The organism is Acidovorax sp. T1 (assembly GCF_002176815.1).
Classification (GTDB): domain Bacteria; phylum Pseudomonadota; class Gammaproteobacteria; order Burkholderiales; family Burkholderiaceae_C; genus Acidovorax.
Genome location: NZ_CP021649.1, coordinates 1 through 25,647, shown reverse-complemented (window position 1 = coordinate 25,647; position 25,647 = coordinate 1). Strand labels below are relative to the sequence as shown.

Below are 25,647 nucleotides of genomic sequence, written 5' to 3'. Positions count from 1 at the left end.
GAGACTACCCCGCTGGAGAACGGTGATGCAACTCATTGAATGCGCCCGGGAGGCAGGTGTGACCCCAGACACGCTGCGCCATTACCTGCGGGTTGGCCTCCTGGTGCCGGATGGTCGCGGCGCGAACGGCTATCGCGCGTTCTCCGAGCGCAGCGTGGCGCGGGTGCGGTTCATCCGCAACGCATTGGCGCTCGGCTTCACGCTCAAGGACGCCGCGGAGTTCGTTGAGATGAGTCAACGCGGAACATCTCCTTGTCCGCGCGCTCGGGCGCTGCTGAGCGAGCGGCTTGACGAACAGGCTCGACGACTGAAGGAAGCGACGGAGCTGCATCTGCGCATGCAGCAGGCAGACCGCGACTGGACGCGACTCCCTGACGGGATACCGGATGGACATTCCGTCTGCAGTTTGATCGAAGGAGCGGCAGCGGACGTTAAGCGCAAATCTGTGCGAGCGAAGTCTAGTCGTGTACGCGCATGACCGACTTTGATCGGTTTTGATATTCCCAGACATCATGAGGCTCTACGGACATGCAAAAAAGTGGCGTTGGTCATGTCGATCGTGCCGGCGCGAAAAAGAGTCGTCTGCTACATCGCAGCTTGCGCTGCACGCGAGCAACTGAGGTGCCCCAGATGAACCATTCCAAGACACTTGCGCAATCCCCGTCACCAGACATGAATGCCGCCGCGCTGCGCATCCTGCGCCGGTTGCTGGCCGGCATCGAGCGCCAGCCGGCGTTGCGTCTGGGCGATGTGCTCCTGCACGAGTTCGAGGCGCATCCAGAGTACACCCTGATCATCCGCGACCCGGGTCTGCTTCGACGCCTTGTCCTGCGGCCGGATCCTCTGCTGCTGGCGGAGGCCTACTTCCGCGGCACCATCGACATCGAAGGGGACCTGTACACCGCGCTTGGGCTCAAGGCGCACTTCGAGAAGTTCTCGCTCTCCTGGCGCGACAAGCTGGCCCTGTTGCGCGACGCTCTGATACTGCGCGTGTCTGACCAGGATGGTTTGAAACCATCGCGTAGTCTGGCCTCGCGCGTTGCGCGCCGCTTCTCCCATCGACATTCGCGCCAAACCGACCGAGCAGCAATTTCATTCCACTACGACGTTTCAAACGTGTTCTATGGTCTCTGGCTCGATGCCGAGAGAGTCTATTCCTGCGCCTACTTCGAGACGCCGGACGACACGCTGGACCAGGCGCAGCGCAACAAGCTGGAGCACATCTGCCGCAAGCTGCGGCTGCAGCCGGGCGAACGTCTGCTCGACATCGGCTGCGGCTGGGGCGCACTCGTGTGCTGGGCGGCACGAGAACATGGCGTGCGCGCGTACGGCATCACTCTCAGCCAGCAGCAGCTCGAATACGCGCGCGAGCGCATCCGATCAGAAGGCTTGCAGGACCTCGTCACGGTTGAGCTGCGCGACTACCGCGACCTCGATGACACTACCGTATTCGACAAGGTGTCCAGCATCGGCATGTTCGAGCATGTGGGCCTCGCTCATCTGCCGGCCTACTACGCCGTGGTGCAGCGTGTTTTGCGGCCGGGCGGGCTCTTCCTCAACCATGGAATCACCCATGACGAAGAGGGCTGGAACCGAACTGTCGCGACCGATTTCATCAACCGCTATGTCTTCCCTGACGGCGAATTGGACTGCGTCAGCAACATCCAGCTCGGGATGGAGCGGTCCGGCTTCGAAATCCATGATGTCGAAGGTCTTCGATCACACTACGCGCTGACGTTGCGTCATTGGGTTCAGCGACTCGAAGCGCGCCGAGAGGAGGCTCTGCAGGAAGTCGATGAGGTGACCTTCCGCGTCTGGCGCCTGTACATGGCGGCATGCGCGCTGGAATTCGAGGCGGGCGGCACAGGGATCTACCAGATCGTAGCGTCCAAACGAGACGACGGAAGATGGCCCGTTCCTTTGACGCGCCGCGATCTTTACTCGGGTACTACCCCATCAAAGCCAATGACGGTGCGCGAAAAATGAGCAGGCCCGCTGACCGGGTTGCGCGAGTTGTATTCTTCTGTCCGATGCAGGTCAATGTGAGGGCGTGGAGGTGGACGGTCAGCAGACCCGCGTTCGCCCTATCCGCAGTTCGGCTTCGCGTGGTCGCAGTGACGCGGTCGCCGCAGCGATGGTACGCCGTGAGCCGCCGACAAGCACGCCGAGACGCCCGCCGACACAGCGCGGTGGCACCTCTGCGCACGCAGGCGCCGCGCACCTCCATGTCGCTGTTCATGGCCTGCGGCGTCTGGCTCGTCAGGCTGGGCGCCTACTTCGTGTTCCTGCGGCCGGCGCTGCTGCCCGAGGATCCGCGCTTCATCAGCGTGCCGCTGGATCGGCTTCGTGGATTGGCACCCGGTCTGGAGGCATGGCGGCGAATCGTGTTCACGGTGATGGGCGGCTTCATGACGGGCGCGTGCGTACTGATCGTCCACCTGGCGCGCATGGCCATGCGCGAGCGGCAAGGCGGTACCGGCTGGGCCGTCGCGTTCTCCGGGCTTGTGACGGTCGGGCTGATGAGTGCGATGGACTTCGTCCTCCACTCGGACTTCCGCTGGGTGCTATTGCTGCCTGCCTTGCTGTGGGCCGTGGCCGTGGTGCTATATGCGAGGCAGGTCTGACGTGCCGAGCGCCATGCCATTCGTTTCTGCGCCGGCGATCCGAGACGCCGGCGTTCCCAACCCCGCCGACGCTCGTCATTGCGGGTCGGTTCCAAGGACCTTCAAAATGAATCACAACCTCCCCTGGGTCGCCGAGCGGGTGCGACTGTTCCGCGAATTCGATCCCGAGTTCGCGCGCTGGGCGCGCGGGCATGGCCCCATCGCCCACAACGACCTCACGCAGCTGCGAATCCACGACCTCGCACAGGTGCTGGTCGCCGAAGGCAAGGCGAGCGACACATCCGCGATCTACCGCACGCTGTGGGCCGCAGACCGATTGGCCGTGGCCGGGATGTGGCTAACGGTTCACATGACCTATGCCGATCGGGTCTATACCGACGGCCGGGAAATGGCGGCCGAGGACTACAAGGAGACGCCTGAAGGCCACACCGGCGGATCACTGAACATCGTGCCGGCCTATGTCGGCTACCTTGCCGCGAACGCGCTCAGCGGCCTGACACGCGGCTGGCTGATGGGTCAAGGCCATTGCGTGGCGGGCATCGACGCCTGCAACCTGCTTGTTGGCAACATGACGCCGCGCCACGCCGAGCGGTACGACCGAAGCGAGAACGGCCTTACGCGCTTCGCTCGGGACTTCTACAGCTACGCGATCGACGCGCAGGGGCGCCCGGCCTCGCCGCTGGGCAGCCACGTCGGCCCGAACACGGCAGGCGGCCTGTCCGAGGGGGGCTATCTCGGCTTTGCCGAACTGCAGTACGTGCACATGCCCCTGCCCGGCGAACGGCTGGTGGTGTTCCTCAGCGACGGTGCATTCGAGGAGCAGCGCGGCAGCGACTGGGCGCCGCGCTGGTGGCGCGCCGAGGACAGTGGATTCGTGGCTCCGTTCATGATCCTCAACGGCCGTCGCATTGAGCAGCGCAGCACCATGCAGCAGCAGGGCGGCCTCGAATGGTTCCAGCAGCATCTGCGCCTGAACGGCTTCGACCCTATGGAGATCGACGGCACCGACCCCGCCGCATTCGCCTGGGCCATCCACGCGATGGAGGAACGGCTGGCGGCCTGCGCTACGGGGGTTTCGCGTGGAACCGTTCAGTACCCGGTGCCACTTCACTACACCATCGCCGAAGCGCCCAAAGGATTCGGTTTTCCCGGTGCCGGAACCAACGCCGCGCACAACCTGCCGCTGGCGGGCAATCCCCGTCTCGACCCGTCAGCACGGCAGCAGTTCAACGAGGGCGCGCGCGCGTTGTTTGTACCGCCGGGTGAAATCGACCAAGCGGTGGCCCTGCTCTGCAGGCATGAGGTGCAGCGCCGTCCCCTTGAGCGGGAGCATGCCCTAGCGCATCGCCAGGTCGCAGCGCCGAGGCTTCCGGAGCCGCAGTGGCACGACAACGATGTCTCGCCGATGGGCGCGCTCGACGGGGCCTTCGCCGCAATCATCAAGGCCAATACTCAACTGCGCCCGCGCGTCGGCAATCCCGACGAGCTGCGCAGCAACCGCATGGGCCAGACCTTGGACCTGCTCAAACACCGCGTCTTCACGCCCGAACCGGGCTTGGCTGAAGCCGTGGATGGTGCCGTGATCACGGCCCTCAACGAAGAGGCTGTGGTCAGTGCGGCGCTGGGTAACAAGGGCGGCATCAACCTCGTTGTTTCTTACGAGGCCTTTGCCGTGAAGATGCTGGGTGCACTGCGGCAGGAAATCCTGTTCGCGCGCCACCAGGCGGAGGCCGGCATGCCTCCGGGCTGGCTGTCGGTAGTGACGGTGGCGACATCCCACACCTGGGAGAACGGCAAAAACGAGCAGTCCCATCAGGACCCGACACTGGCCGAAGCGCTGCTGGGCGAGATGTCCGACACCGCACGTGTGTTGTTCCCGGTGGATGCCAACAGTGCCGTCGCGGCGCTGCGAGCCGCCTACACCTCGCATGGCCAGTTCTGGACACTGGTCGTTCCAAAGCGGGCCATGGCCAGCCAACTGAGCGGCGAACAGGCCCAGCGTCTGGCCGATGAGGGTGCCTGCGTGGTGAAGCCCTGCGACGCACCCGATGTCTTGCTGGTCGCCATCGGTGCGTACCAGCTACAGCAGGCGCTGCTCGCGGCGCGGCGGCTGGACGACGCCGGGCATCGGACGGCAGTCACCTGCGTCTTCGAGCCGGGCCGCTTCCGGCTGCCACGCGACGAGCGCGAGCGGGCTTTCGTGGCGGGCGACGCGGCATTGCGCTCGCTGTTCCCGGACACCGCTGCGGTGCGCGTCATCGTCTCGCACATGCGGCCGGAGCCGACGCTGGGCCTGTTGCGTCGCATCGATACCGGGCCTCGGCAGACCCGTGCACTGGGCTACCAGGCGCGCGGTGGGACGCTCGACGTTGCCGGCATGCTGTTCGCGAACCGCTGCACGTGGGCGCACGTCGCGACCGAGGCAGCGCAGGCGCTCGGCGTCGATCCCGCGAGCATATTGACCGCCGAGGAGTTGGCCGCGGTGGGAGGCCACGGCGACCCGCGGGCGGTGATGGTCTCGGCATGATTCCCCTGTTCTCCCCATAGGGACAAGAATAACGTCGTTTCCGGCGCCGATCGGTACGAGGCCGTGGTCCAATTGGAACCCTGTGCCCGCCCATTTATCGAGACCATGTCCCACGCGCTTGAAACTCTCATCGGTCACTGGAAAGCCGATCCGCTGAGCACCTACAACACCTGGTTCCTTTGGGAAGAACGGCTGAAGAACTTCCGCTCGATTCGCCGCGGCCTGGCGCAGGTGGTCAAGGACATCGATGCGGGCACCTTCGGTAGCGCATTCCGCGGTTCCTCGCTCGAAACGGTGGTCGGCTCGGTGGCCGAGCAGCGCCAAATCTTCAAGGGGGCAGACCATGCATTCCTGTGGAAGCCCAAGCTGCGCATTCCCGACATCTACGAGAACGCGACCAACCAACAGGCCTTTGCCCGGTTGTTGCACACCTGCGACTGCTGCAACAGCGCAGAGGAAGTGATCGAAGCAATACGGCGGATCGACGCTCGTCAGATCAAGGGTCTGGGCCCCGCCGTGGCGAATCTCCTGTACTTCGTTCACCCCACGATCGTGATGCCGTTCAACACCGCGATCGTGAAGGGCTACAACGCGGTCACGGGCAGCAGCGTCAAGCTCGGCAAGTGGGAGCACTACCTCTCGATGCGCGAAGGCGGCCTTCGCCTCAATGCCCAGCACCGCAACGCGTTGTCGAACGACATGGGGGCACTGGCTGGGCTGCTGTTCGACATCGGCTCGGGCCGGTACGCGGCGCCACCGCGCGATGACGATGCGGCCGCCCTCCAGGGCTGGGAGGCCGATCTCGAAAAGGTGCGCGAGGAATCGGCCGCGGCCCACAAACGCTGGGCCGCGGAGCGCGAGAGCGACGCGACCCACACCGAAATTCAGGGATGGCTGCGCGACCTGGGCAAGTCGCTCGGCTACGGTGTCTGGATTGCGTCCAACGATCAGGGGCGCAGTTATCAGGGAGGTCGCCTTGGAGACGGCTGTCTGACGCAGCTCCCCGCGCAGGCCCGGGCCGGTCTGGACTCTGTTCGCCTGATCGACGTCATTTGGGTGGAGGCCGACGGCTCGAAGGTCGCCGCTGCCTTCGAGGTCGAGCACTCGACCTCGATCTATTCCGGCATCGTGCGCATGCTCGACCTGGCCTTGGGAACGGAACTGGGAGCGGGCGTATCGATGTTCCTGGTGGCGCCGGACGCTCGCCGCGAGGATGTCCGCAGCCAGTTGCGTCGGCCGGCATTCACGCGGGTGGCGGAGCTGGGAATTCGCTACCTCCCCTACAGCGAGCTTGGCGCGCATCGCGATGCGATCGGCAGATTCGGCTCAGGCCTAAAGCCGTTGAACGAGATATCGCACCTGCTGTGATGCACGGTCGTCGAGGCACCAGCGGCACCAGCGGCAGAATGTACCGCCCAAGCGTGAATCGACGCCTAGTCGCGGTCGTGGATGAAGTCGTGCCGCAAGCCGAGTGCGGCATCCGTCCGAGCGATTGACGCTGACGGATCGGACTCGATGCCGCTCAGCGCGCGGATCGCATCGATGGTTTCGGGAATCACGATCGCCTGGTTGAAGACCTGGTAGGTGTAGTACGCTTGGTCGCCATCTACCGCGAGGACGTCCTCCCACAGGGCGACCTCCCACATGTCGCCGCGCGGGCGGCCAAGATCGGACATCAGCTCCACCGTACTGTTGAGTGCCACGAGGCCATCCGAGGAACGCACGAACGCGATCCGTGGTGCCGCACGGAAGGCCGCCAGCACCTCGTCGCGCGTTGCCGGCCTCGTCAGTTCGACCCACCAGGTGTGCAGGTGACTGCTGTTGTGGGACGCCTTGACCGCGATCGTTACCACATCCAGGTCCGGGATCACGGTCCTCGCGTCCGGTCCCTGGTGGCTGGGGACCGCCTTCTCCGGCACGAGGGTGTTAATGATGCCCTCAGCATGCGCTTCCCAGGGGTCGGATGCGCGGCGGATGAGCGTGCCGCGTGCACGCTTGAGCAGGCCGGCCGTCCGCAGCGCCCCCAGCGTTCGCACGATGGACGTGGTGTTGCAGGAGACCACGCGAGTGGACTCGCGGCCGATGGCCGACGCATAGTTCGCTTGCGCGACGAATGAGTGCCCCGTCAGCGCATGAGACTCACCACCGTGGAAGATCGACTTCACGCCGGCCGCGGCGTACACCTCTTTGTTGACCGCAGCGACTTTCTTGGGCGTGCAGTCGACCACGACATCGGCCTTCGCGAGCAGTTCTGCCAGATTGCCCGCCAAAGCAAGACCTGCGGCGCGCATCGCTCCTTCAGCTTCAAAGGTTGCCGCGTGGATGGCGAAGCCGCGCTGCGCGGCGACCTGTAGTCGATAGTCGTGCACCACGTCTGCGACGCCGGCAAGTGCCATGTCCTCCTGGAGCGCGACCGCGTCTGCCACCCGCTTGCCGATCACACCGTACCCGTTCACCGCCACTCTGACCTTGTTCATTCCTTGCTCCTGACTTGATGAGACGCGTCAGCCACGGCTGCGCGCAATGAAAAACGTGAACCGGATCGCCAGCGCATAGCCCAGCAGCGCGAGCACCGGCATGTCGCCCCAGCGAGGGCCTACGGCGTGCTGCATCAGCAAGCTTGACGCGATGTACAGGCCCAGCGTCACGAGCGCGAGGGCGATGCGGCGGCCGAGGCGGTCGATACCGCTCAGCATCCGGGCGTCGGGCTTGATCGACAGTTGCAGCAACTCACGCTGCCGCAGTACGCTGTGCAGGCGCCGCGCCAGCAGCGTGGGCAGCGCGTTGGCTGCGTTTCCCAGCTCGTAGGGCAGACGTTGCGACGCCGCGGATTTGCGCTCATCGAATATGCCGGTTGCCGTGTGGCGCGAGATGGCCTCGATGATGGAGAAGTCCGGCGCGAGCAGGCGTACCGTCCCTTCGAGCAGCAGCAGTGTGCGGGTGAGTACCAGCAGGTCTCTAGGAAGCCGGACATCCTGGGTCCGGCCGGCCGCCACGAGCTGCGCGAGCGCATCGGAAAGCGACCAGTCTTTCAGCGGGTGCTCTGCGCAGTCCGCGACCAGCGCGCGCACCACGGGCACGAAGACGGCCCGATCCGTGCCCTCGCCGACCAGTCCCAGGTCCAGCCAGGCGTCGACCACCCAGTCGGCATCCTGCTCGACGAAGGCCAGCGCGAACGCCACCAAAGCGCGCCGCATGCTGCGGTCGACCCGTCCCACGATGCCGAAATCGTGCAGGCAAATGCGGCCATCGTCCATCACGAAGACGTTGCCGGGGTGTGGATCGCCATGGAAGAAGCCATCGCGGAAGATCTGCACGATGTAGCTGTCCACGAGCTTGCCCGCAGCGGCCGCGCCCATGGCAGGCGGCAGACCGTGCAGGTGGGCCCCGCGGCTGAACTGCTGGACCATCACCGTCGATGTGCACAGCTCGTCCACCACGTCGGGCAGCACGATGTCCGGAGAGTCTCGCCAGGCGTCGGCGAAACGTCGCACGGAACTCGCCTCCCGGGACAGGTCCATTTCGTAGCGGAAGTTCGCCGCAACCTCGTCCACGATGGCCGCCAGACCCCAGCGGCGCAGCGAGGGGACGAACCACTGAATGGCCAGGACCAGCCGGCGCAGGATGCGCATGTCGGTCTCGGCTTGCTCGGCCGCACCAGGGCGGCGGATCTTCACCACGACCTCCGTCCCGTCGGGCAGCGCCGCACGATGGATCTGCGCGATCGAGGCCGCGGCCAGCGCCTGCATGTCGAAGCGTGCGAAGACCTCTTGCCAAGGGCGGCCCAGGGCCGCCTCGACCTCCTGGACAGCCTGTTCCGAAGAAAACGGCGCCACATGCGCCTGAAGGCTGGCCAGGGCCCGTTGCGCATCGGGAGGCAGGACGTCCGCGCGCAGGCTGAGGTGCTGGCCCAGCTTCACGAAGGTCGTTCCCAATCGCTGCAGCACTTGGGCAAAGCGCTCGGCCGCCCGGTGCGTGTCGCAGCGCATGAGTCCCCGGTGCCAGGCCACCCAGAGCAGGACCCCGGTCAGCGCCATTGCGATCTGCGTCGCCCGGCGCAGCGCCGAGCGTTGCGGTGGACGGTCCGGAAGGCGCGCGGCAGAAACGGAGCGGTCAGGGCGCATCACGGCTCATCCACCCTGTTGCGCAGCCGGCCCGCATGCCAGGCTGCGATGTTCGAGATGGTCTCGTCGAAGATGCGCGCGATCGCCTCTGTCGTGTTGAAACCGACGTGGGGAGTCACGAGCACGCGCGGATGGGTCAGCAGCGGGCTGGACGCCATCCAGCCGGTATCGCAACCGAGCCCCCCGCAGCCCGTGGGCACCTCGGGAGACAGCGCGCCTTCTTGCTCCAGCACGTCCAGGCCGGCGGCTGCGACACTGCCGTCGTCCAGCGCGCGCAGCAAGGCGGCCTCGTCGATCAGCGCTCCACGTGCCGTATTGATCACTACCACGCCAGGCTTCATGCGCGCGAAGGCCCGGGCGTCGATGAGGTGGCGCGTGGCCTCGGTGGCCGGAACATGCAGGCTCAGGATGTCGCTGCCTTGCAGGACCTGCTCCCATGTCACGAGGGACACGCCAGCTGGGCGCGCAGCCGAAGCAGCGAAGGCGGGGTCGTAGGCGAGAACGTCCATGCCGAACCCCACGGCGATACGCGCCACGTGGCGTCCGATGCGGCCCAGGCCGACGATGCCCAGCGTCCTGCCTTCCAGCTCGAAGCCGGTGAGTCCGCGGTAGGCGAACGAGCCCTGGCGCGCCCGCTCGTGGGCCTGCGTCAGATGGCGTGTCACGCCCAGCAACAGTGCAAAGGCATGCTCTGCGACGCTGGCCGACCCGTAGTCCGGCACATGGCAGACGGCAATGCCGCGTTTTCGACACGCCTCCAGGTCAATGTGGTCGAAGCCCGCGGAGCGGGTGGCGACGAGCCGCAAGCGCGGCAGCATGCGAAGCACCGATTCGTCCACCCGCGTGCGCACGAACACGCAAAGGACCTCGATCGCCCCATCTTCGGTGTCGGACGCCACCAGGTGCTCGCGCTGGACGAAGTGCGCGTGCCAGTGGGCCGGAAGCCATTGCTGCATCGCCGCTTGGTCCGTTGGTGCGAAGTCGGTGAACAGAACACTAAGACGATGGTCCTCGGTCATGGCGCAACCTTGATGGCGCTGTACAGGGACAGGATGTGGAAGATGGCAACGAATTGCCGTGTCTCGGCAACCTGCGCAAACCCTGCTTGCGCGAGCACCGACGGCAAGTGACCGGCGACCGCGTCGCGCGTGGTCTCGAAGCCATCGAGCAGTTGAACGGCGAAGAACGCCGTACGGCTGATCGGTCGGCGCGAGCGCTCCCGGTCCGCGAAGTGCAGTTGAACGCCAACGCGCAGAACGCGATGCATCTGGCGGGCCGCTTTCAGTTTGTCCGCGTGCGCCAGGTGACGGAAGAAGACGCTCGATACGACCCGATCGAACGAGCCATCGCCGTAAGGCAGGTATGTCGACAGGCCTTCGTCGAATCGGATCGGCGCCGCCACGCTCGCCGCCTTCCGGCGGGCCAGCGACAGGATGGCGGGGTCGGCATCCACCCCGGTGACACGGGCCTGCGGGCACGCGGTGGCCGCAAGGAGGGCGAACGTCCCCGTTCCGCATCCGGCGTCCGATACGTCGTGGCCATGCTGGATCGACGCCTGCGCCACGAGGGCCGGCTTGAACGCTTGCTCGCGCGTGGTCAGCACCACCACCCGGTCGTACAGGGGCGTGAGCACGTGGTGGGCAAGTGCGGGCCTGAAGCCGGCCGGACGATCCGTCATTGCACGGCGAGCCTCGCTCGGGGTTCACGGAACTGCCACAGCACGATGATGCTGAGGACCCCGGCGAAGAAGCACCACACCGAGATGAACCAGGTCGCATAAAAAAAATAGGCGGCGACCGCGGACACGAAGGCCGCATTTCCGAAAGCCGCTACGCGCCGGTGGCTGGAGACCATCAGACCTGCGCAGGTGCCGATCAGGTACAAGGCCATCGTGGTCAGGACGTAGAAGTGCGGGGAGTCGTAGAAGATGTGCTGGCCGACCACGCGCGCGGTGATGGGCAGTCGCACCAGCATCACCAAAAGGTACACCCCGACGAGCGCGCCTGCGAGCGCGATGCCCGCGAGAACCCGACGGCGCCACGGAACGGTCTCCAGCGCCAGGGCGGCCAGCGGCACGTAGATCGGCCACAGGACGTGCGAGAAGAACGAATAAAGATGCGTCAGCACCACCTTCAGCAAGGGCGCGCGGTCGGGGAATGTCAGCCACAACATGCCTTCGAGTAGCTGCTGAATCCCAAAGAGCAACGGGATGGCCGCGTAAGGCACTTCGCGCCACGCGCGGACCCGGCGCACGGTGACGATCCCCGTCCCCAGAAGTACCGCGGCTGCCGTGAAACTGGCTGGTGCAGAAAAACACATCGCTGTCATTTCCTCTTGAATGTGGGTGTCATGGCGTTCATGGCTGTGGCCGATCTGTCGGTCCTGGCGGAGATGTTCCCGGTGCGGCTCGATGCTGCGAACCCGGATCGAGCGCCTGGGCGCGGCTCAGCGCGGCGTGCAGGGTCGCCGTCCGGTCCTGGACCCTGCGGATCCAGGGCGATGGGAAAGCAGATGCAAGCCACGCATAGAGCGTGTACTTCACCAGCTTGCCCAACCAGAGCGCCAGAAGAACCTCGGCCACCGGCAGCCGGGAGATTGCCGCGAACATGAGGGCAGGCGTCAGCGGTACCGGGAGCGCTGCAATGACCAGCAGCGCGGGCACGCCGTACCCGCCGAGCCAGGACGTGGCGTCACGCCAGGCCGTCGATCGCACCACGTCGGGGTAGGCGACGAAGAAACGGTTCCAGCCCAAGTGATGAAACACGAGATAGAGGACCAGTGCGCCAATGGCCGCGCCGATGCTGGAGGTCGCGGCGATGCTCCGCCAGCGCCGCGGGGCGAGTAGCACGGCAGCGACGAGCAACGTTCCGAACGGAATCGTCATCGACAGCGTGGTGGCCATGGCCACGGCCGCCACGATGAGGGGAAAGGCACGCGTCTCCGCCCCGCGGGTCAGCGCGCGCAGCAGGCCGGTCTCGACGGTTTCGTGCAGCATCGTCATCGGCGCTCAGGGCTTGCGGACCGCGGGCCGCTGCCCGAGTTCGACTTGTACGGTCACCGTCTCGCGGCCGCGCAGGATCTTGAATTGGGCGTTGCTGCCCGGTGCGACCGCGGCTGTTTCGCCGATCAGGCCGGCGGTGTCCGGGATCTCCTTGCCGTTGATCGCAAGCACCGTGTCACGGGGCCTCAGCCCGGCGCGATCGGCAGGCCCGCCGCGCTGCACCGCCACCAGTGCGGCGCCCCCGGTGGCACCGGTGGCCTCGTGGATCACGTCGCGGGCGCTCACCCCCAGCCAGCCCCGGCGCACGCGGCCGGTGGCAATGATCTGCTCCATCACCTGCCGTGCCAAGCTGACCGGGATCGCGAAGCCGATCCCCTGGGAGCCGCCGCTGCGCGAGTAGATGGCGGTGTTGATGCCGACGAGATGGCCGTTTCCATCGACGAGCGCGCCGCCCGAATTGCCGGGGTTGATCGCGGCGTCGGTCTGGATGAAGTTCTCGAAGGTGTTGATGCCCAGGCGGTTGCGCCCCGTGGCACTCACAATGCCTTGCGTGACGGTCTGGCCGACCCCGAACGGATCGCCGACGGCCAACACGATGTCGCCGACCTGCACCGATGCTGGATCAGCGAAAGTGATGGGCTGCAGCCCCGTGGCCTCGACGCGCAGCACGGCAAGGTCCGACTCCGGATCGATACCGACGACGCGCGCCGTGGCAACCTTCTCGCCTGGCAGCATCACGGCGATCTCGTCGGCGCCCTCCACGACATGGTTGTTCGTGAGGATATAGCCCTGGGCCGCGACGATGACGCCTGACCCAAGACTCGACGCGCCTTGGGCGGCGTCCTCATCGCCGCCATCGGGCCGCAACCAGTTCTGCATCCTGCGCGGAGGTGTCTTGCGGGTGTAGATGTTCACAACCGAAGCGGACGCCTTGGCGGCGGCGGCGCGAAACCCCGCCTCCAGGCGGGCTGTGATCGCGCTCGGTGTGGCAGGCGCCGAGCCGGTAGTGGCGCCCGCATGCGGCGCCTCCTGTACCGCCACGACGTCGGGCGTCACAGGGACAGGCGCCGGCCCGAAGGCCCGCCAAGCAATGATGACACCCGCGCCAATCGCGATTGCCTGGGCCAGCAGGAGCCAGAGCCGCCGCAGCGCGGAGGGGCGGCGTACAAGGTCGTCGCTCATGTGGCGCTGGCCTCGATCAGGTCCTGAACCGCGGCCGCCAGCGGTTCCACCACGCTGATGCCATTGGAGGCATGCGGCACGGTGTCGCAGGTCAGCACCCGCTGGGGGCCCGCCGCGAGGAGCGCGTCATAGGCATCGGCGGCAAAGAGCGCATGCACACCGATGCACACCGGCGGCGGCAATCCGACGCGGCGCACGCTCGCGATGGCCTGGATCATCGTGCGCGCGCTGGACACGATGTCGTCGATGAGCACGGGCTGGCGGTCTGCCAGGGCCGCGGTGTCGGGAAGGCTGACCTCCACGTCCTTGTCGCCCCGGCGGATCTTCTGCAACACCGTGAACGGCGCGCCAGCCAAGCGCGCGACTTCATGGACCCATTGCTCGCTTTCCGCATCGGGTCCGATCAACACGGGACGGTCCACATGGGCTGCGACCCAGGCCGCGATGGCGGGCGCGGACTGGACCACACGGGTCGGCACCCGGTAGACCTCGCCGAGCGAGCGGTAGCGGTGCAGATGGGGATCGACGGTGACGATACCGTCGAACACCGTCGACACCAGCGCAGCGAACGTGCGGGACGTGATGGCTTCGCCCGTGTTGAAGCGCCGGTCCTGACGCAGGTACGCCAGGTACGGGGCAGCCAGCAACACGCGGGTGGCGCCGAGGTCGCGCGCTGCGTCCGCGGCGAACAACAAGGGCAGCGCCTTGGCGTCCGGCTGTGCCAGGCTGGCCACGATCACGACGGTGCGGCCGGTGACGTCGGCGTCCAGCCGCACCAGCGACTCGCCGTCCGGGAACCGGTGCAGCTGCAGGGCAGCCCGCTGCGCGCCCAACGCCCGGATCAGTCCATCGGCGAAGTCTTCGTCGCCCGGCAGGTGAAAAACGAGAGGTTTCATAGGTTCTCCGAAATCTGGAAGATCGGTGGGCGCGAGCGGACGAACTGCAGCGCATAGGCCAGCTCGCCCGGCGCCTGGGCGTGCAGCGTGAAGAGCGGCTGTCCCGCTTCGACCTGGTCGCCCAGGCGCGCATGCACGTCGATGCCGGCGGCAGCGGCGGTCGGTGCTCCGGCGAGCTTGGCCGCCCGCGCGAGCAGCCGGTTGTCGATTCGGGAGACCCGTCCCGTGGACGGCGATGCGACGGTGTGCCGATGCGTTGCCACCGGGATGCTGCGCAGGCCGCCCTGCTCAGCGCAGATCGCCTGGAACGTGGCCCAGGCGCGGCCGTCGGCCAGCACCTGCGCGGCGAGCGTCAGGCCGCCGCCGGCGGGCGCTGCACCGCCCATTTCGAGGATGTCCGCCGCCAGCCGCAACGCTCGCTCCCGCAGGTCGGCCGGGGCCTCGGGCGTCCCTTGTAGGACGGCCAGCACGTCGCGGGCCTCCAGTGCCGGGCCGATCCCGCGGCCGACCGGCTGCTCACCATCGGTGACGCGCAAGGCCACGTGCAGGCCGATGGCGCTGCCCACCTCCTGCAGGCGCCGACCGAGCGCCGCCGCGGCCTGCGCGCTGCGCACTTTGGCGGTGGCACCCACGGGCAGGTCGATCAGCACATGGGTCGAGCCCGCGGCGGCCTTCTTGGACAGGACCGAGGCGACGAGCTGGCCCTCGCTGTCCAGGTCCAGCGGCCGCTCGACGCGGATGAGGATGTCGTCGGCGGGGCTGAGCCGTACCGAGCCGCCCCAGACGATGCAGCCGCCCGTGCGTTCGACCACGCGCCGCATGCTCGGCACATCCAGGTTCACCGGCGCCAGCACCTCCATCGTGTCGGCCGTCCCGGCCGGCGAGGTGATGGCGCGCGAGGAGGTCTTGGGCATCGTGAGGCCGCACGCCGCCACGATGGGCACCACGAGCAGGGTTGTGCGATTGCCGGGCAGGCCGCCGACGCAATGCTTGTCCACCACCAGCGGACGAGCCCAATCGATGCGGTCACCGACGCCAATCATGGCTTTCGTGAGCGAGACCGTCTCCGCCAGGTCGAGGCGATCGCCCGCGCAGGCAGTGATGAAGGTGGCGAGGTGCAGGTCCGAGTAACGGCCCGCCGCGACGTCGGAGATGATCGCGCCGAACTGGGCGTCGCCAAGGGAGTTGCCGTAGACCTTGGCCCGGACATGGCTGAGCGAATCCAGCGGTGGCGCATGGGTGACCGCGACCGGCTCACCCGGCTGCGCACCCAGCGATGCCCACGCGGACTCGGACAGACCGGCGACGTTCTCGGCCAGCCAATCACCGTCGACGACACTGAGCGTCGCCACGATGCTTCGGCCGCCGGCCGTCAATTGCACGCGCGCCTGGGTCGTGAAACCCTCCGATCGACAGACCGGGCAATCGCGCCGCATGTAGACCACCGGCTCCTGATAGGTGTCGATGCCCGTGCGCCACGCCTGCAGCCTGTTCCCGGCCTCCTTGGTGCGGCCGGCTTCATGCATTTGCGCTGTCATGCAAGCTCCACGGTCTGCAGGTAGTCGGGCACCGAGACCGCCCAGCCGAGTTCATGGTCGATCCGCGAGCGCAGCGCATCGGCCGCTTCGGGCTCGCCGTGCGTCACGAACGTGCGGCGCGGCGTTTGCGTGAAGCCGCGCAGCCACGCGATGATCTCGTCGGCATCGGCATGGGCGGAGAGGTTGTCGAGCGAGGCCACCTCGGCGCGAATCGGCACGTCTTCGCCATGGATGCGAACGGTGGACGCACCATGCAGGATCGCCGCGCCGCGGGTTCCACCCGCCTGGTAGCCGGCGAACAGGATCGTGTTGCGCCGATCGGGTGCGAAGGACTTCAGGTGGTGAACCACCCGGCCACCCGTGGCCATGCCGCTGGCGGAGATGATCACCATCGGGCCGCGGCTGGCACGGAGCGCCTTGGACTCCTCGACCTTGTTGACGATCTTCGCGGCGTGGCACATGCCCTCGCACTCCTCGGGCGAGAGCCGATGCTCGTCACGGTGGGCGTGATACAGCTGCGTCGCATCGATGGCCATCGGGCTGTCGAGGTACACCGGCAGGTGGTGGATGCGGCCCTGCTTCTTGAGCTGGTAGATGCCATACATCAGGCTTTGGGCGCGGCCGACCGCGAACGCGGGGATGACCACGACACCGCCGCGGGCGGCGGTCTGATTGATCACGGTCTCCAGTTTTTCCAGCGCGTCAGTCTCTTCATGCTTGCGGTTGCCGTAGGTAGACTCCACCAGCAGGTAGTCTGCGCCCGGAACCTGCAACGGCGGGCGCAGCACCGGGTCGTTCGGGCGGCCGATGTCGCCGGAGAAGAGCACCGACCGCTGCCCATCGCTGAGGTGCACGAAGGCGGAGCCGAGCATGTGCCCCGAGGGCTCCAGCCGGGCTGTGAGTCCGGGCAGAGCTTCGAAGGCCTCGGCGAACGGACGCGGTGAGAAAAGCTTCAGGCAGCGCTCGGCATCCTCCCGCGTGTACAGCGGCAGCGCGGGCTTGTGCTTGGAGAAGCCGTAGCGGTTGGCGAACTTCGCCTCTTCTTCCTGCAAATGACCACTGTCGGTGAGCAGTATCTTGCATAGCTCATGCGTCGCGGACGTGCAATAGACCCGCCCGCGAAAACCCTGCCGCGCCAGCAGCGGCAGGTAGCCGCTGTGATCGATGTGGGCGTGGGTGAGCACGACGGCATCGATCGTCTTGGGCGCGACCGGCAGCGGCTCCCAATTGCGCAGCCGCAGCTGCTTAAAGCCCTGGAACAGGCCGCTGTCCACCAGGATGGTCGAGTCGCCATGGCGCAGGAGGTATTTCGAACCGGTCACGGTGCCCGTGGCACCCAAAAACTGAAGTTGCATGGAAAGTCTCCAAGGATGTTGTCGTTCAAAAAAGAACTGGCCGATCGGGCAACTCGTTTCCGTCGCCCGCGTCGCGCGGAAAGTGCTGCATCAACAGATGGCTGACGGCGGCGATGCCTTCCATGGAACCGGCCTCGAAGTGCCCCTGCGCGAACTGGGCTTCCATGCGCTGGCACACACCTGACCACATGTCGGCACCGCAACAGGCATGGATGCCGCGATCGGCCACGACCTCCACCGCCCGATCGGCCAGCAGCACGTAGATGAGCACGCCGCTGTTATGCGCCGTGTCCCATACGCCCATACGGGCAAACAGATCCAGCGCTCGCTCGCGCGGCGACTGGTCTCGCCACAGCGGCGATCCATCCAGCGCGCCCTCGACCACAAAGCGCAACTGGCCGCCATGCTGGGACTCTCCCGCACGGATGGCTTGCTCGATGGCGTCCAGAGTGCGCGGCGGGAAGGCGCGGCGTACCGCGCCGCCGGTGGTGGCGAGGTGGCGAAGAAGTCGTTGAATGTTCATCTCACCACCGTCCTGAGGCGCCACCGCCACCAAAGCCACCGCCACCGCCGCGGAATCCTCCTCCGCCGCCGCCGAATCCGCCACCAGGCCACCCACCACCCCGATGGTGCCCATGCATGCCGCCGTGGCCGCCCATGCCGATGCCTAGCAGCGTGACGAAGAATCCCGCCAATCCGGCCAGCGCGGCTACCGCGAGGGTGCCCACCACCAGCCACGCCGCAGCACCCAATACCCCGGCTGTGACCACGGCGCCAGGGACCCGACCGAGCGCGTTGCGCAGCAATCCGCCCAGCATCAAAGCCACGATGAACAGGAAGGGCCAGGCCTGGCCGATGTCGTTGGTCCGGCCTTGCCGCCGTGGATCCGCCGCAGGCAGGGCTTCGCCGTCGACGACGCGCATGATCTGTTCGGCGCCTGCCGCGATGCCACCGTCGAAATCGCCCTGGCGAAAGCGCGGCGTGATTACTTCGTCGATGATGCGCCGCGCCACCAAATCGCTCAGCGCGCCCTCGATGCCGTAGCCAACCTCGATGCGCACGGCACGATCTTCCTTGGCAACCAGCAGCAGTGCGCCATCGTCCACCTTGCGGCGGCCGAGCTTCCACTGTTCGACCACCCGCATGGCGTACTGCTCGACCGGTTCTGGCCGCGTAGAGCCGACCATCAGCACCGCGATCTGCACGCCCTTGCGTTCCTCGAAGGCACGAAGCTGCGCATCCAGCGAGGCGATCCGATCGGCGGCGAGCGTCCCCGTGAGGTCGGTGACACGCGCCTGCAGCGGCGGAATAGCTACCAGTTCCTGCGCGGACGCGACCACCAGGAACAGGCTCAGCAACAGCCAGGCCAACATGCGGGCCAGGCGCAGGTGGGCGGCCGGGTACGGCACCGCTGTTCTCAGCGTGCTCATGTCAGGGGCGCGCCGCCGGTGCCGAGGCGCCGAAGTCGACCTGGGGCGGCGTGGCCATCGCCTTCTCGTCGGCGACGGAGAAGTTCGGCTTGACGTCGTAGCTGAACACCTTGGCCGTGATGTTGGTCGGGAAGCTGCGCGTGAGGACGTTGTAGTCCTGCACCACCTTCACATAGCGCCCGCGGGCCACGGTGATGCGGTTCTCGGTGCCTTCAAGCTGCGCGCGCAGTTCCTGGAAGGCCTGGTTGGCTTTGAGCTGCGGGTAGTTCTCGCTCACGACCAGCAGCCTGCTCAGCGCGCCGGACAGCTCGCCCTGCACCGCCTGGAACTTCTGGAACGCCTCGGGGTTGTTGACGAGTTCCGGAGTAGCCTGAATCGAGGTGGCCTTGGCGCGCGCTTCGACGACCCGGGTCAGCGTCTCTTGTTCGAAGTTGGTCTCTCCTTTCACCGTCGCGACGATGTTCGGTATCAGATCTGCGCGTCGCTGGTACTGGTTCAGCACCTCGGACCAGGCAGACTTGGTCTGTTCGTCCAACCGCTGGAAGTCGTTGTAGCCGCATCCGCTCAGCGACAGGGCAAGCGCTGCGAGCAGGGTCGTCAGGATAAGTCTCATGGTTCGGTCTCCGTGGAGGTGGGTGAAGTGGAGGAAGGTGAAGCTGTCAGCAGGGCCGGGTTCGCTGGCCACCACTGCCGGGGAATCAGCAAGAATGCGAGGGTGGCCACGAGCGGGATGGAGAGCCATGCGAAGCTGCTCTGCATGACGGTGCCGAACAGCCAGCCGGCGACTGCCGATCCAAGCGTCTGCCCGAAGCCGGCTGCTGCCGCTAGGCCGCCCATCGCGGTTCCGAGCCGCCGACGTGCGGAGCCTGCGGCGAGGTAGGCAACGGTCGGCAGCACGATACCGGTGCCCGCCGCTGTGAAACTGACGCCAACGTACATCCAGGTCTCGCTGCCATGGCGAGCCAGCACCGCGAGTCCCGCGATACCCAGGACCATGCCGGCAGCCAACATGCGACGGGGATCAGCGCGCTCAAGCAAGCCGGTGAAAAACAGGACCGCGTTGACGCCCAACATCACCAGGCTGCATGCGGCGAACATCCACGACACCTCGCGCGACGTGAGTTCGGGATGACGCTGGCCCTGCAGCACGATGCCGAGTTCAAAGCCGGCGAGCACGAACATGACCACGCCATTGAGCAGCCAGAGCGTGAAGGACCGGCTCTCGGGCGGGCCGTCGTCATCGCTCGGGCCCGCATCCAGAGTGCTGGACGGCGCGGGAAGCGTGGCGGCCAGGCCCAGCATCATCAACGCACCCAGCGCGGCCGAGAGTCCGATCACGAGCTTGGTCGATGACCCCTGCACGAGGGCGGCGAAGACGCCCAAGCCGGCAAGGCGATCCGCGACGGCGTTGAGGCCGGGTCCGAACAGGAACCCGAGCAGCGACATCGCGCCCAACCATGCGAAGCGCTTGGCGCGTATCGCCTGCGGCGTGTACTGCGCGACGAGCGCCGGCACCACGGGCACGACTGCGGCGACAAAGAAGCCCGCAGCGCCGCGCAGCGCATAGATGCCGACCACGCCCACAGATTCGGGGCGCAGCAGCGGAAGCAGGCTCGCCACATAGCCGACCAGCCCGACCAACAGCACGCGGGCGCGTCCCAGCCTGTCCGCCAGCACGCCCCACAGTGGCGCCCCCACAAGTATCCCGGCCGTGTAGATGCCGCTGAGGTAGCCGACATGGCGCGCGAGCACCGCTGGGTCGGCGTCACCCATCAGAGGGCGCAGCCAGTCGGGAATCAAGGGCATCAACGCGCCGTACCCGGCCGAGACAACGAACACGGCCGCCGCTAGCCAGCCCAGCTGAACGACGCCCAGATCGTCCTGACGGGCCAGCCTGGCTTTGGACGGCGGCGATCTCATCGGGCGGCTCTCGACCATGGTGGCTCGCAGCACGGGCTCACGCGACCGCTTGAGCGGAGGTGCGCGACGTGACGCGCTTGATGCCCGGTAAGCGCGTGCGTTTGAGCATTAGTGCATTGATGGCCACTATCGCAGAACTGCCGGACATCGACAACGCGGCAACCTCCGGCGACAGCGTGAAGGGGTACAACACCCCAGCCGCAAGCGGGAAGGCGACCACGTTGTAGCCCACGGCCCACCATAGGTTCTGGTGCATCTTGCGCAGCGTTGCGCGAGAGAGCTCGATGGCCCCGACGACGTCGTACGGGTCGCTTTTCATCAACACCACCTGGGCGCTTTCCATGGCGACATCCGTCCCGGCGCCGATCGCAAAACCGACGTCGGCCTGGGTCAGCGCTGGAGCGTCGTTGATGCCGTCGCCGACCATGCCCACCTTGTGGCCCTGCTGCTGCAACTCCTTGATCTTGGATGCCTTCTGGCCGGGCAGCACGTCCGCAAGGACGATGTCGATGCCCAGTTCCTTGCCGATGCGCTCGGCGGTCGCCTGGTTGTCGCCGGTCAGCATCGCGACCTTCACGCCCCGCGCCTGCAGCTTGGAGATCGTCTCGCGCGAGGTCGGCCGGACGGCGTCCGCGATTGCGATGAGGCCGATCAGCCGGCCGCCGCGCGCGACATAGACCACCGTGCGCCCGCCGCCTTGCAGCCGCGTTGCCTCGCTGGCGAGGACGGTCAGGTCTACCTGCTCCGACTGCATCAGCAGCCGGTTCCCGAGCAGCACCCTCTCGCCCCCGATGGTGGCCCGTGCACCTTGCCCATCGATGTTGGTGAAGTTCTCGGTGACCTCCGTCGGCATGTCCCCCGCACGCTTGAGCACTGCGAGTGCAAGGGGGTGCTCGGAGAACTTCTCCACCGCGGCGGCCGTCGCCAGAAGCCGCGCCTCTTCGACACCGGGCGCGGCCACGATCTCGACGACATCGGGCTGCCCGAGTGTCAAGGTGCCGGTTTTGTCGAACACCACCACTGTCAGCTTGGTAGCGTTCTCCAGCGCGGCCGCGTTCTTGAAGAGGATGCCGTTCATCGCACCCAGGCCGGTCCCGACCATGATGGCCATCGGCGTGGCCAGGCCCAGCGCATCAGGGCATGCGATCACGAATACCGTGATGGTCAAGGTGAGTGCGAATAGCAGCGTCTGGCCCATCACCCAGTACCAGACGCTGAAGGTCAACAAGCCAATCACGATCGCCGCCAGCACCAGCCACTGCGACGCCTGGTCGGCCAGCAGCTGGCCGGGTGCCTTCGAGTTCTGGGCCTCCTGGACCAGCTTGACGATCTGGGCCAATGCCGTGTCCGCACCGACCTTCGTGGCCTTGTAGCGGAAGCTCCCGCTCTTGTTGATGCTGGCGCCAACGACGGTGCTGCCTACCACCTTCTTGACCGGCATCGACTCGCCGGTCAGCATCGACTCGTCGACCTGCGAGGCTCCTTCGACGATCTCGCCATCCACCGGGATCTTGTCGCCGGGCTTGATCACCACCAGTTCACCGGCCACGACCTCGGCGGTTGGCACCTTGGTCTCGACACCGTTGCGCACGACGGTGGCCATCGGTGGCGCGAGATCCATCAGCGCGCGAATCGCGTCGGACGCACCCGCGCGGGCGCGCATCTCTAACCAGTGGCCCAGCAGGATGAAAACCAGCAGCACTGACGCCGCTTCATAGAACACCTCACCCTCGTAGAAGAAGGTCGCTCCGACGCTGAACAGGTATCCCACGCCCACCGACAGCACGACCAGCGTGGCCATGTTGGCGACACCGTTGCGCAAAGCGCGCCACGCAGCGATGCAGAAAGGCCAGCCGGGATAGAGGATCGCCGCGCTCGCGAAGATGAAAAGAAAGAGCTTGTTGTCCAGCCCGAACGGTGTCTGGAAGTCGCCGAACATCTTCCCCATCGGCGAATAGAGAAACACCGGAATCGAAAAGATCAGGGACACGAAGAACCGATTGCGCATGTCCCGGGCCATGTCCTGCATCGACCCAGACCCGTGCCCCATGTCGTGCATCATGTCGTCCATGACGGGCTCGCCTGCGTGGCCCTGGTGCCCGGCATGGGAGGCCGGCGAGGCGGCCATCGTCGCAGTCGCTCCGACTGCATGGGCATGCCCCGAATGCACCGCGTGATCCTCCTGCTTCGCAGACACGGCGTGATCGGCGTGTCCGTCATGGCGCTGGCCCGCCGTACTGCCCGTGGCGGGATCGCACACATGCTTAGGCGTCTGCTCGCCACTGCAGTGATAGCCGCACTCCACGATCCGGCGGCGCAGATCCTCGACACTGAGCTGCCGTTCGTCGAGATGGACCGTTGCGCTTCCCGCAACGTAGTTGACATCCGCGTGATGGACGCCGGGAAGCTGCAGCAACTTGCGACGTACTCCCTCCGCGCTCAGGCTCGATATGAGCCCTCCGACTTCAACGTTGATTGACTTCATAGATGGTTCATCCTGTTGGTTCTGTTCGATGTATCAACGTGCGAGTCGGCCGGAATCCAGGCAGTCCTGCGAGAACTCGAAGACGATCTCCCGGTCGGGTGCGATGAGCTTGTGCTTCTTGCCCGCGTAGTGGAGCCGCGAGAGGACGTCCCTGATCAGGTTGAGCCTGGCGACTCGCTTGTTGTCGGCGAGCACGACGGACCAGGGAGCGGCAGCGGTGTGCGTGCGTATGAACATCTCGTCGCGCGCACGCGTGTAGCCGTCCCAGTGCTTCAGCGCCACGGCGTCGACCGGACTTGATTTCCATTGCTTGAGCGGGTCACGGCGGCGTTCACTGAGCCGGCGGGTCTGCTCTTTCTTCCCGATGTCGAGGTAATACTTCAGCAGCTTGATGCCGGAGTTGACCAGCATCTCCTCGAACTTCGGCACGGAGTTCATGAACTCCTCGTGCTGCTCAGCCGTGCAGAAACCCATCACCGGCTCCACGCCGGCGCGGTTGTACCAGCTGCGGTTGAACACAACGAGTTCTTCGCCGACCGGTAGGTGCGGCACGTAGCGCTGGAAGTACCAACTGGTGCGGTCCCGATCGGAGGGTTTGCTGAGCGCGACGACCCGGGTTTCCCGCGGACTCAGGTGTTCGACGAGCCGCTTGATGCTGCCATCCTTGCCCGCACTGTCCCGTCCCTCCAAGAGGATGAGGATCCGGTCGCTGCACTTGATGAAATGGCGCTGCAGCTTCACGAGTTCTATCTGCAGCATGTGCAACTGCGCCTCATAGTCCTCGCGGCCGATCGAGCGTTCCGTTGCCTCGTCGCGCGACGGGTTGTGCGCGACATCGGTCACGTCCGCATGAGCCTTTTTCGTCGCGCCTGTCGCGGCCTTCTTGTTCTTTGCCATGGGGTTCTCCGTTACGCCTGCTCGTTCCAGGCAGCATTGATCCGCGAGTGCTCCGGCATGCCCTCGAAGCTCGGCGCCACTAGAGCCGAAGTCCCAGGGGCGCTCGAACCCGCAGGATGATGGGCCTGATGGTCGTCTTGCGCGAATGAAAACAAACTGACGAGGGCGGCGCCGAAGACGACCGCGATGGAGCGCACGAATGTCATTTCTTTCTCCTTTAGCCGCTGGCTTTTGTCGTCTGGTCGAGCCAAGTGGCGCTTCCAGAAGACAAATCCCATATGAGAACTCCGTAGCCGGGTACAGAGTCAAGGCGTACGAGACGCGTGCGGGACATAGCCGGCACAGCGCTCACAGGAGGGGCTATAACGCGAGACGTGCAAACAGCAGCCAAGCAGGCGGCTGTGGGTGAGCCCGCTGGGGGCTCCTCAATAGGATGGCTCGCAGAGCCAGCGCCGGGGCCGGTTCCCAGGCAGTATAGGAAGGGGGCGGAAGCCCAATAAGGTCGAACGCAAAGGTCGGCGTCTTCTGAATTGCCGACTGGTTGACCTCTCCGCAAAGTTTCAGGCAAGGTGCCTTCGACGGGTCCTGGCTCCCCTCTTCATGCTTTTCGTGGGCGCCCTCATGACCCCCATGGGAGTGGCCATTGCCGTGTTCATACCCTGACGCATAGTGGTGCGGCTCCGGGGACTCCAACAGGCAGGCATTCGCCATCCCGGCCGCAAGCGCAAGAAACCATACCCCCAGCACCATCCACGCGATGGCACGAATCCTACGAGGGTTGAGATGTGTGCGCATGTGCGGCCTATATACCCAATGACACCAATCCTATGCTTAGGCAAGCTGCGAGATCTTGATCTTAATCAAATGGAGGCAGGGGTCAACTACGCGGTACAGCGTTATCCTGCCATGGCTATGAAGAAAACGGTAGATCCCTCGATGAACGAAGGCCCGGGCGATTGGATGACGGTCGGCAGACTGGCCAAAGTCGCTGGCGTCGGCGTAGAGACGATTCGCTACTACCAGGGTCGCGGGCTTTTGCCGGTCCCGAAGGCCGCAGGCAGTTTCCGGCGTTACCACGCTTCAATGGTTCAGCGGATCGGCTTCATCAAGCGGGCGCAGAGCTTGGGCTTCTCGTTGGACGAGGTGGGATCGCTGCTGGACCTTGAGGACGGACGGAATCGCCGGGCCATCCAGACGGTGACGCAGCGACGCCTTGAGCAGATTGATGAGAAGGTCGGGGATCTGGAGCGCATGCGAGGTGCACTGCGTGACATGCTCGCGCGGTGCGAGGAGACAGGGCAGGCGTCTCCCTGCCCCATCATCGCTGCACTTGTTGGCCCGCCTGCGGACCCACAACCACCTATCAATCGATTGCGATAGCTCGCTGGAGCGACATCGCTGGATGGGTGCGCGAAAGCCAGGGGCTGCCCAATGGCACCCGGACTGCTGTCGTGATAGGCGCGTAGCCGTGGGGTAGATCCTCCGTCCTCCGCGTTTGCCCCCCGCAGATCCACCAACTTGCGCTCCAGTTCGCGCCGCTCCCTGATAAAAATGTCATCGGGCTGTCTAGATTCTGTTGGGGTGCGCTCTCTACGATCAACACATCTCCTCAACGACCAAGCAAGGCATGAGAGATGCAAGTTTTATTCACCATCGCTAGGAGCTTCA

General features: G+C 66.0%; 23 protein-coding genes. 6 read left to right on the top strand and 17 right to left on the bottom strand.

Translation table 11 applies throughout. From position 1 onward, the window contains the following. The first annotated feature begins 25 nt into the window (after positions 1-25). The 5 genes from CCX87_RS19115 to CCX87_RS19095 all read left to right on the top strand — a co-directional run bounded on the left by CCX87_RS19115 (position 26) and on the right by CCX87_RS19095 (position 6,519). Positions 26-478, top strand: coding sequence for a MerR family transcriptional regulator (locus CCX87_RS19115; RefSeq protein ID WP_087748525.1), 453 nt, complete (start codon positions 26-28; stop codon positions 476-478). Positions 479-630: 152 nt separating this feature from the next. After that, positions 631-1,986, top strand: coding sequence for an SAM-dependent methyltransferase (locus tag CCX87_RS19110; RefSeq protein ID WP_087748524.1), 1,356 nt, complete (start codon positions 631-633; stop codon positions 1,984-1,986). Positions 1,987-2,225: 239 nt separating this feature from the next. Then, positions 2,226-2,624 carry a hypothetical protein gene (locus CCX87_RS19105; RefSeq protein ID WP_005794603.1) on the top strand — a complete coding sequence of 133 codons (399 nt, stop codon included), beginning with the start codon at positions 2,226-2,228 and terminating at the stop codon, positions 2,622-2,624. A gap of 106 nt (positions 2,625-2,730) precedes the next feature. Continuing rightward, positions 2,731-5,151, top strand: coding sequence for a xylulose 5-phosphate 3-epimerase (locus CCX87_RS19100; RefSeq protein ID WP_087748523.1), 2,421 nt, complete (start codon positions 2,731-2,733; stop codon positions 5,149-5,151). A 105-nt stretch (positions 5,152-5,256) separates the two neighbouring features. Beyond that, positions 5,257-6,519, top strand: a complete 1,263-nt coding sequence (locus CCX87_RS19095) for a hypothetical protein (protein WP_005794599.1) — start codon at positions 5,257-5,259, stop codon at positions 6,517-6,519. Positions 6,520-6,584: 65 nt separating this feature from the next. Here the strand turns inward: CCX87_RS19095 and CCX87_RS19090 are convergent, their stop codons facing one another. From CCX87_RS19090 to CCX87_RS19010, 17 genes are all read right to left on the bottom strand, one after another. Beyond that, entirely contained in the window at positions 6,585-7,628 is a 1,044-nt protein-coding gene (locus CCX87_RS19090; protein ID WP_087748522.1) for a type II glyceraldehyde-3-phosphate dehydrogenase, read from the bottom strand. A 27-nt stretch (positions 7,629-7,655) separates the two neighbouring features. Continuing rightward, the gene (locus CCX87_RS19085) at positions 7,656-9,188 is read right to left on the bottom strand and encodes an AarF/UbiB family protein (RefSeq protein WP_198314819.1); all 1,533 of its coding nucleotides are present in this window, start codon (positions 9,186-9,188) and stop codon (positions 7,656-7,658) included. 86 nt (positions 9,189-9,274) lie between these two features. Then, on the bottom strand, positions 9,275-10,294 hold the full coding sequence (locus CCX87_RS19080; RefSeq protein ID WP_024815528.1) for a hydroxyacid dehydrogenase: 1,020 nt from the start codon (positions 10,292-10,294) through the stop codon (positions 9,275-9,277). Further along, the gene (locus CCX87_RS19075; protein WP_087748520.1) at positions 10,291-10,953 is read right to left on the bottom strand and encodes a class I SAM-dependent methyltransferase; all 663 of its coding nucleotides are present in this window, start codon (positions 10,951-10,953) and stop codon (positions 10,291-10,293) included. Before CCX87_RS19075 ends, CCX87_RS19080 begins: the two co-directional genes overlap by 4 nt. After that, positions 10,950-11,594 (bottom strand): DUF6629 family protein, encoded by a 645-nt coding sequence (locus CCX87_RS19070; protein WP_005794588.1) that lies wholly within the window; start codon positions 11,592-11,594, stop codon positions 10,950-10,952. Before CCX87_RS19070 ends, CCX87_RS19075 begins: the two co-directional genes overlap by 4 nt. 37 nt (positions 11,595-11,631) lie before the next feature. Beyond that, positions 11,632-12,276 (bottom strand): YqaA family protein, encoded by a 645-nt coding sequence (locus CCX87_RS19065; protein WP_005794586.1) that lies wholly within the window; start codon positions 12,274-12,276, stop codon positions 11,632-11,634. A gap of 6 nt (positions 12,277-12,282) precedes the next feature. Further along, positions 12,283-13,458, bottom strand: a complete 1,176-nt coding sequence (locus tag CCX87_RS19060; protein WP_087748519.1) for a S1C family serine protease — start codon at positions 13,456-13,458, stop codon at positions 12,283-12,285. After that, positions 13,455-14,354, bottom strand: a complete 900-nt coding sequence (locus CCX87_RS19055; RefSeq protein ID WP_087748518.1) for a ribose-phosphate pyrophosphokinase — start codon at positions 14,352-14,354, stop codon at positions 13,455-13,457. Before CCX87_RS19055 ends, CCX87_RS19060 begins: the two co-directional genes overlap by 4 nt. Next, entirely contained in the window at positions 14,351-15,892 is a 1,542-nt protein-coding gene (locus CCX87_RS19050) for a thymidine phosphorylase family protein (RefSeq protein ID WP_087748517.1), read from the bottom strand. The genes CCX87_RS19055 and CCX87_RS19050 overlap by 4 nt, the downstream gene beginning before the upstream one ends. Next, on the bottom strand, positions 15,889-17,247 hold the full coding sequence (locus tag CCX87_RS19045; protein ID WP_087748516.1) for an MBL fold metallo-hydrolase: 1,359 nt from the start codon (positions 17,245-17,247) through the stop codon (positions 15,889-15,891). Before CCX87_RS19045 ends, CCX87_RS19050 begins: the two co-directional genes overlap by 4 nt. Before the next feature lie 25 nt (positions 17,248-17,272). Then, a complete protein-coding gene (locus CCX87_RS19040; protein ID WP_086911987.1) occupies positions 17,273-17,770 on the bottom strand; it encodes a TPM domain-containing protein in 498 nt (165 codons plus the stop codon). Position 17,771: 1 nt separating this feature from the next. Continuing rightward, positions 17,772-18,677: a TPM domain-containing protein gene (locus CCX87_RS19035; protein WP_087748515.1), complete on the bottom strand. Its 906-nt coding sequence runs from the start codon at positions 18,675-18,677 to the stop codon at positions 17,772-17,774. Position 18,678: 1 nt separating this feature from the next. Further along, positions 18,679-19,290 (bottom strand): LemA family protein, encoded by a 612-nt coding sequence (locus CCX87_RS19030; protein WP_005795319.1) that lies wholly within the window; start codon positions 19,288-19,290, stop codon positions 18,679-18,681. Continuing rightward, entirely contained in the window at positions 19,287-20,615 is a 1,329-nt protein-coding gene (locus tag CCX87_RS19025) for an MFS transporter (protein ID WP_035241126.1), read from the bottom strand. Before CCX87_RS19025 ends, CCX87_RS19030 begins: the two co-directional genes overlap by 4 nt. A 19-nt stretch (positions 20,616-20,634) precedes the next feature. Further along, a complete protein-coding gene (locus CCX87_RS19020) occupies positions 20,635-23,082 on the bottom strand; it encodes a heavy metal translocating P-type ATPase (protein WP_087748514.1) in 2,448 nt (815 codons plus the stop codon). Between the two features lie 33 nt (positions 23,083-23,115). After that, positions 23,116-23,979 carry a polyphosphate kinase 2 gene (gene ppk2 / locus CCX87_RS19015; protein WP_087748513.1) on the bottom strand — a complete coding sequence of 288 codons (864 nt, stop codon included), beginning with the start codon at positions 23,977-23,979 and terminating at the stop codon, positions 23,116-23,118. A gap of 11 nt (positions 23,980-23,990) precedes the next feature. Next, the gene (locus tag CCX87_RS19010; RefSeq protein ID WP_232476753.1) at positions 23,991-24,257 is read right to left on the bottom strand and encodes a hypothetical protein; all 267 of its coding nucleotides are present in this window, start codon (positions 24,255-24,257) and stop codon (positions 23,991-23,993) included. A gap of 628 nt (positions 24,258-24,885) precedes the next feature. Here CCX87_RS19010 and CCX87_RS19000 point away from each other — a divergent pair. Next, positions 24,886-25,359, top strand: a complete 474-nt coding sequence (locus CCX87_RS19000) for a MerR family transcriptional regulator (RefSeq protein WP_232476752.1) — start codon at positions 24,886-24,888, stop codon at positions 25,357-25,359. Positions 25,360-25,647 lie beyond the last annotated feature (288 nt).

Coding starts and splice junctions, on each gene's coding strand:
- CCX87_RS19080 (WP_024815528.1), bottom strand. CDS start 10,294: ATGACCGAGGACCATCGTCTTAGTGTTCTGTTCACCGACTTCGCACCA.
- ppk2 (WP_087748513.1), bottom strand. CDS start 23,979: ATGGCAAAGAACAAGAAGGCCGCGACAGGCGCGACGAAAAAGGCTCAT.
- CCX87_RS19065 (WP_005794586.1), bottom strand. CDS start 12,276: ATGACGATGCTGCACGAAACCGTCGAGACCGGCCTGCTGCGCGCGCTG.
- CCX87_RS19020 (WP_087748514.1), bottom strand. CDS start 23,082: ATGAAGTCAATCAACGTTGAAGTCGGAGGGCTCATATCGAGCCTGAGC.
- CCX87_RS19115 (WP_087748525.1), top strand. CDS start 26: ATGCAACTCATTGAATGCGCCCGGGAGGCAGGTGTGACCCCAGACACG.
- CCX87_RS19035 (WP_087748515.1), bottom strand. CDS start 18,677: ATGAGCACGCTGAGAACAGCGGTGCCGTACCCGGCCGCCCACCTGCGC.
- CCX87_RS19040 (WP_086911987.1), bottom strand. CDS start 17,770: ATGAACATTCAACGACTTCTTCGCCACCTCGCCACCACCGGCGGCGCG.
- CCX87_RS19025 (WP_035241126.1), bottom strand. CDS start 20,615: ATGGTCGAGAGCCGCCCGATGAGATCGCCGCCGTCCAAAGCCAGGCTG.
- CCX87_RS19060 (WP_087748519.1), bottom strand. CDS start 13,458: ATGAGCGACGACCTTGTACGCCGCCCCTCCGCGCTGCGGCGGCTCTGG.
- CCX87_RS19085 (WP_198314819.1), bottom strand. CDS start 9,188: ATGGCGCTGACCGGGGTCCTGCTCTGGGTGGCCTGGCACCGGGGACTC.
- CCX87_RS19045 (WP_087748516.1), bottom strand. CDS start 17,247: ATGCAACTTCAGTTTTTGGGTGCCACGGGCACCGTGACCGGTTCGAAA.
- CCX87_RS19075 (WP_087748520.1), bottom strand. CDS start 10,953: ATGACGGATCGTCCGGCCGGCTTCAGGCCCGCACTTGCCCACCACGTG.
- CCX87_RS19095 (WP_005794599.1), top strand. CDS start 5,257: ATGTCCCACGCGCTTGAAACTCTCATCGGTCACTGGAAAGCCGATCCG.
- CCX87_RS19110 (WP_087748524.1), top strand. CDS start 631: ATGAACCATTCCAAGACACTTGCGCAATCCCCGTCACCAGACATGAAT.
- CCX87_RS19000 (WP_232476752.1), top strand. CDS start 24,886: ATGGCTATGAAGAAAACGGTAGATCCCTCGATGAACGAAGGCCCGGGC.
- CCX87_RS19030 (WP_005795319.1), bottom strand. CDS start 19,290: ATGAGACTTATCCTGACGACCCTGCTCGCAGCGCTTGCCCTGTCGCTG.
- CCX87_RS19090 (WP_087748522.1), bottom strand. CDS start 7,628: ATGAACAAGGTCAGAGTGGCGGTGAACGGGTACGGTGTGATCGGCAAG.
- CCX87_RS19105 (WP_005794603.1), top strand. CDS start 2,226: ATGTCGCTGTTCATGGCCTGCGGCGTCTGGCTCGTCAGGCTGGGCGCC.
- CCX87_RS19055 (WP_087748518.1), bottom strand. CDS start 14,354: ATGAAACCTCTCGTTTTTCACCTGCCGGGCGACGAAGACTTCGCCGAT.
- CCX87_RS19100 (WP_087748523.1), top strand. CDS start 2,731: ATGAATCACAACCTCCCCTGGGTCGCCGAGCGGGTGCGACTGTTCCGC.
- CCX87_RS19050 (WP_087748517.1), bottom strand. CDS start 15,892: ATGACAGCGCAAATGCATGAAGCCGGCCGCACCAAGGAGGCCGGGAAC.
- CCX87_RS19070 (WP_005794588.1), bottom strand. CDS start 11,594: ATGTGTTTTTCTGCACCAGCCAGTTTCACGGCAGCCGCGGTACTTCTG.
- CCX87_RS19010 (WP_232476753.1), bottom strand. CDS start 24,257: ATGGGATTTGTCTTCTGGAAGCGCCACTTGGCTCGACCAGACGACAAA.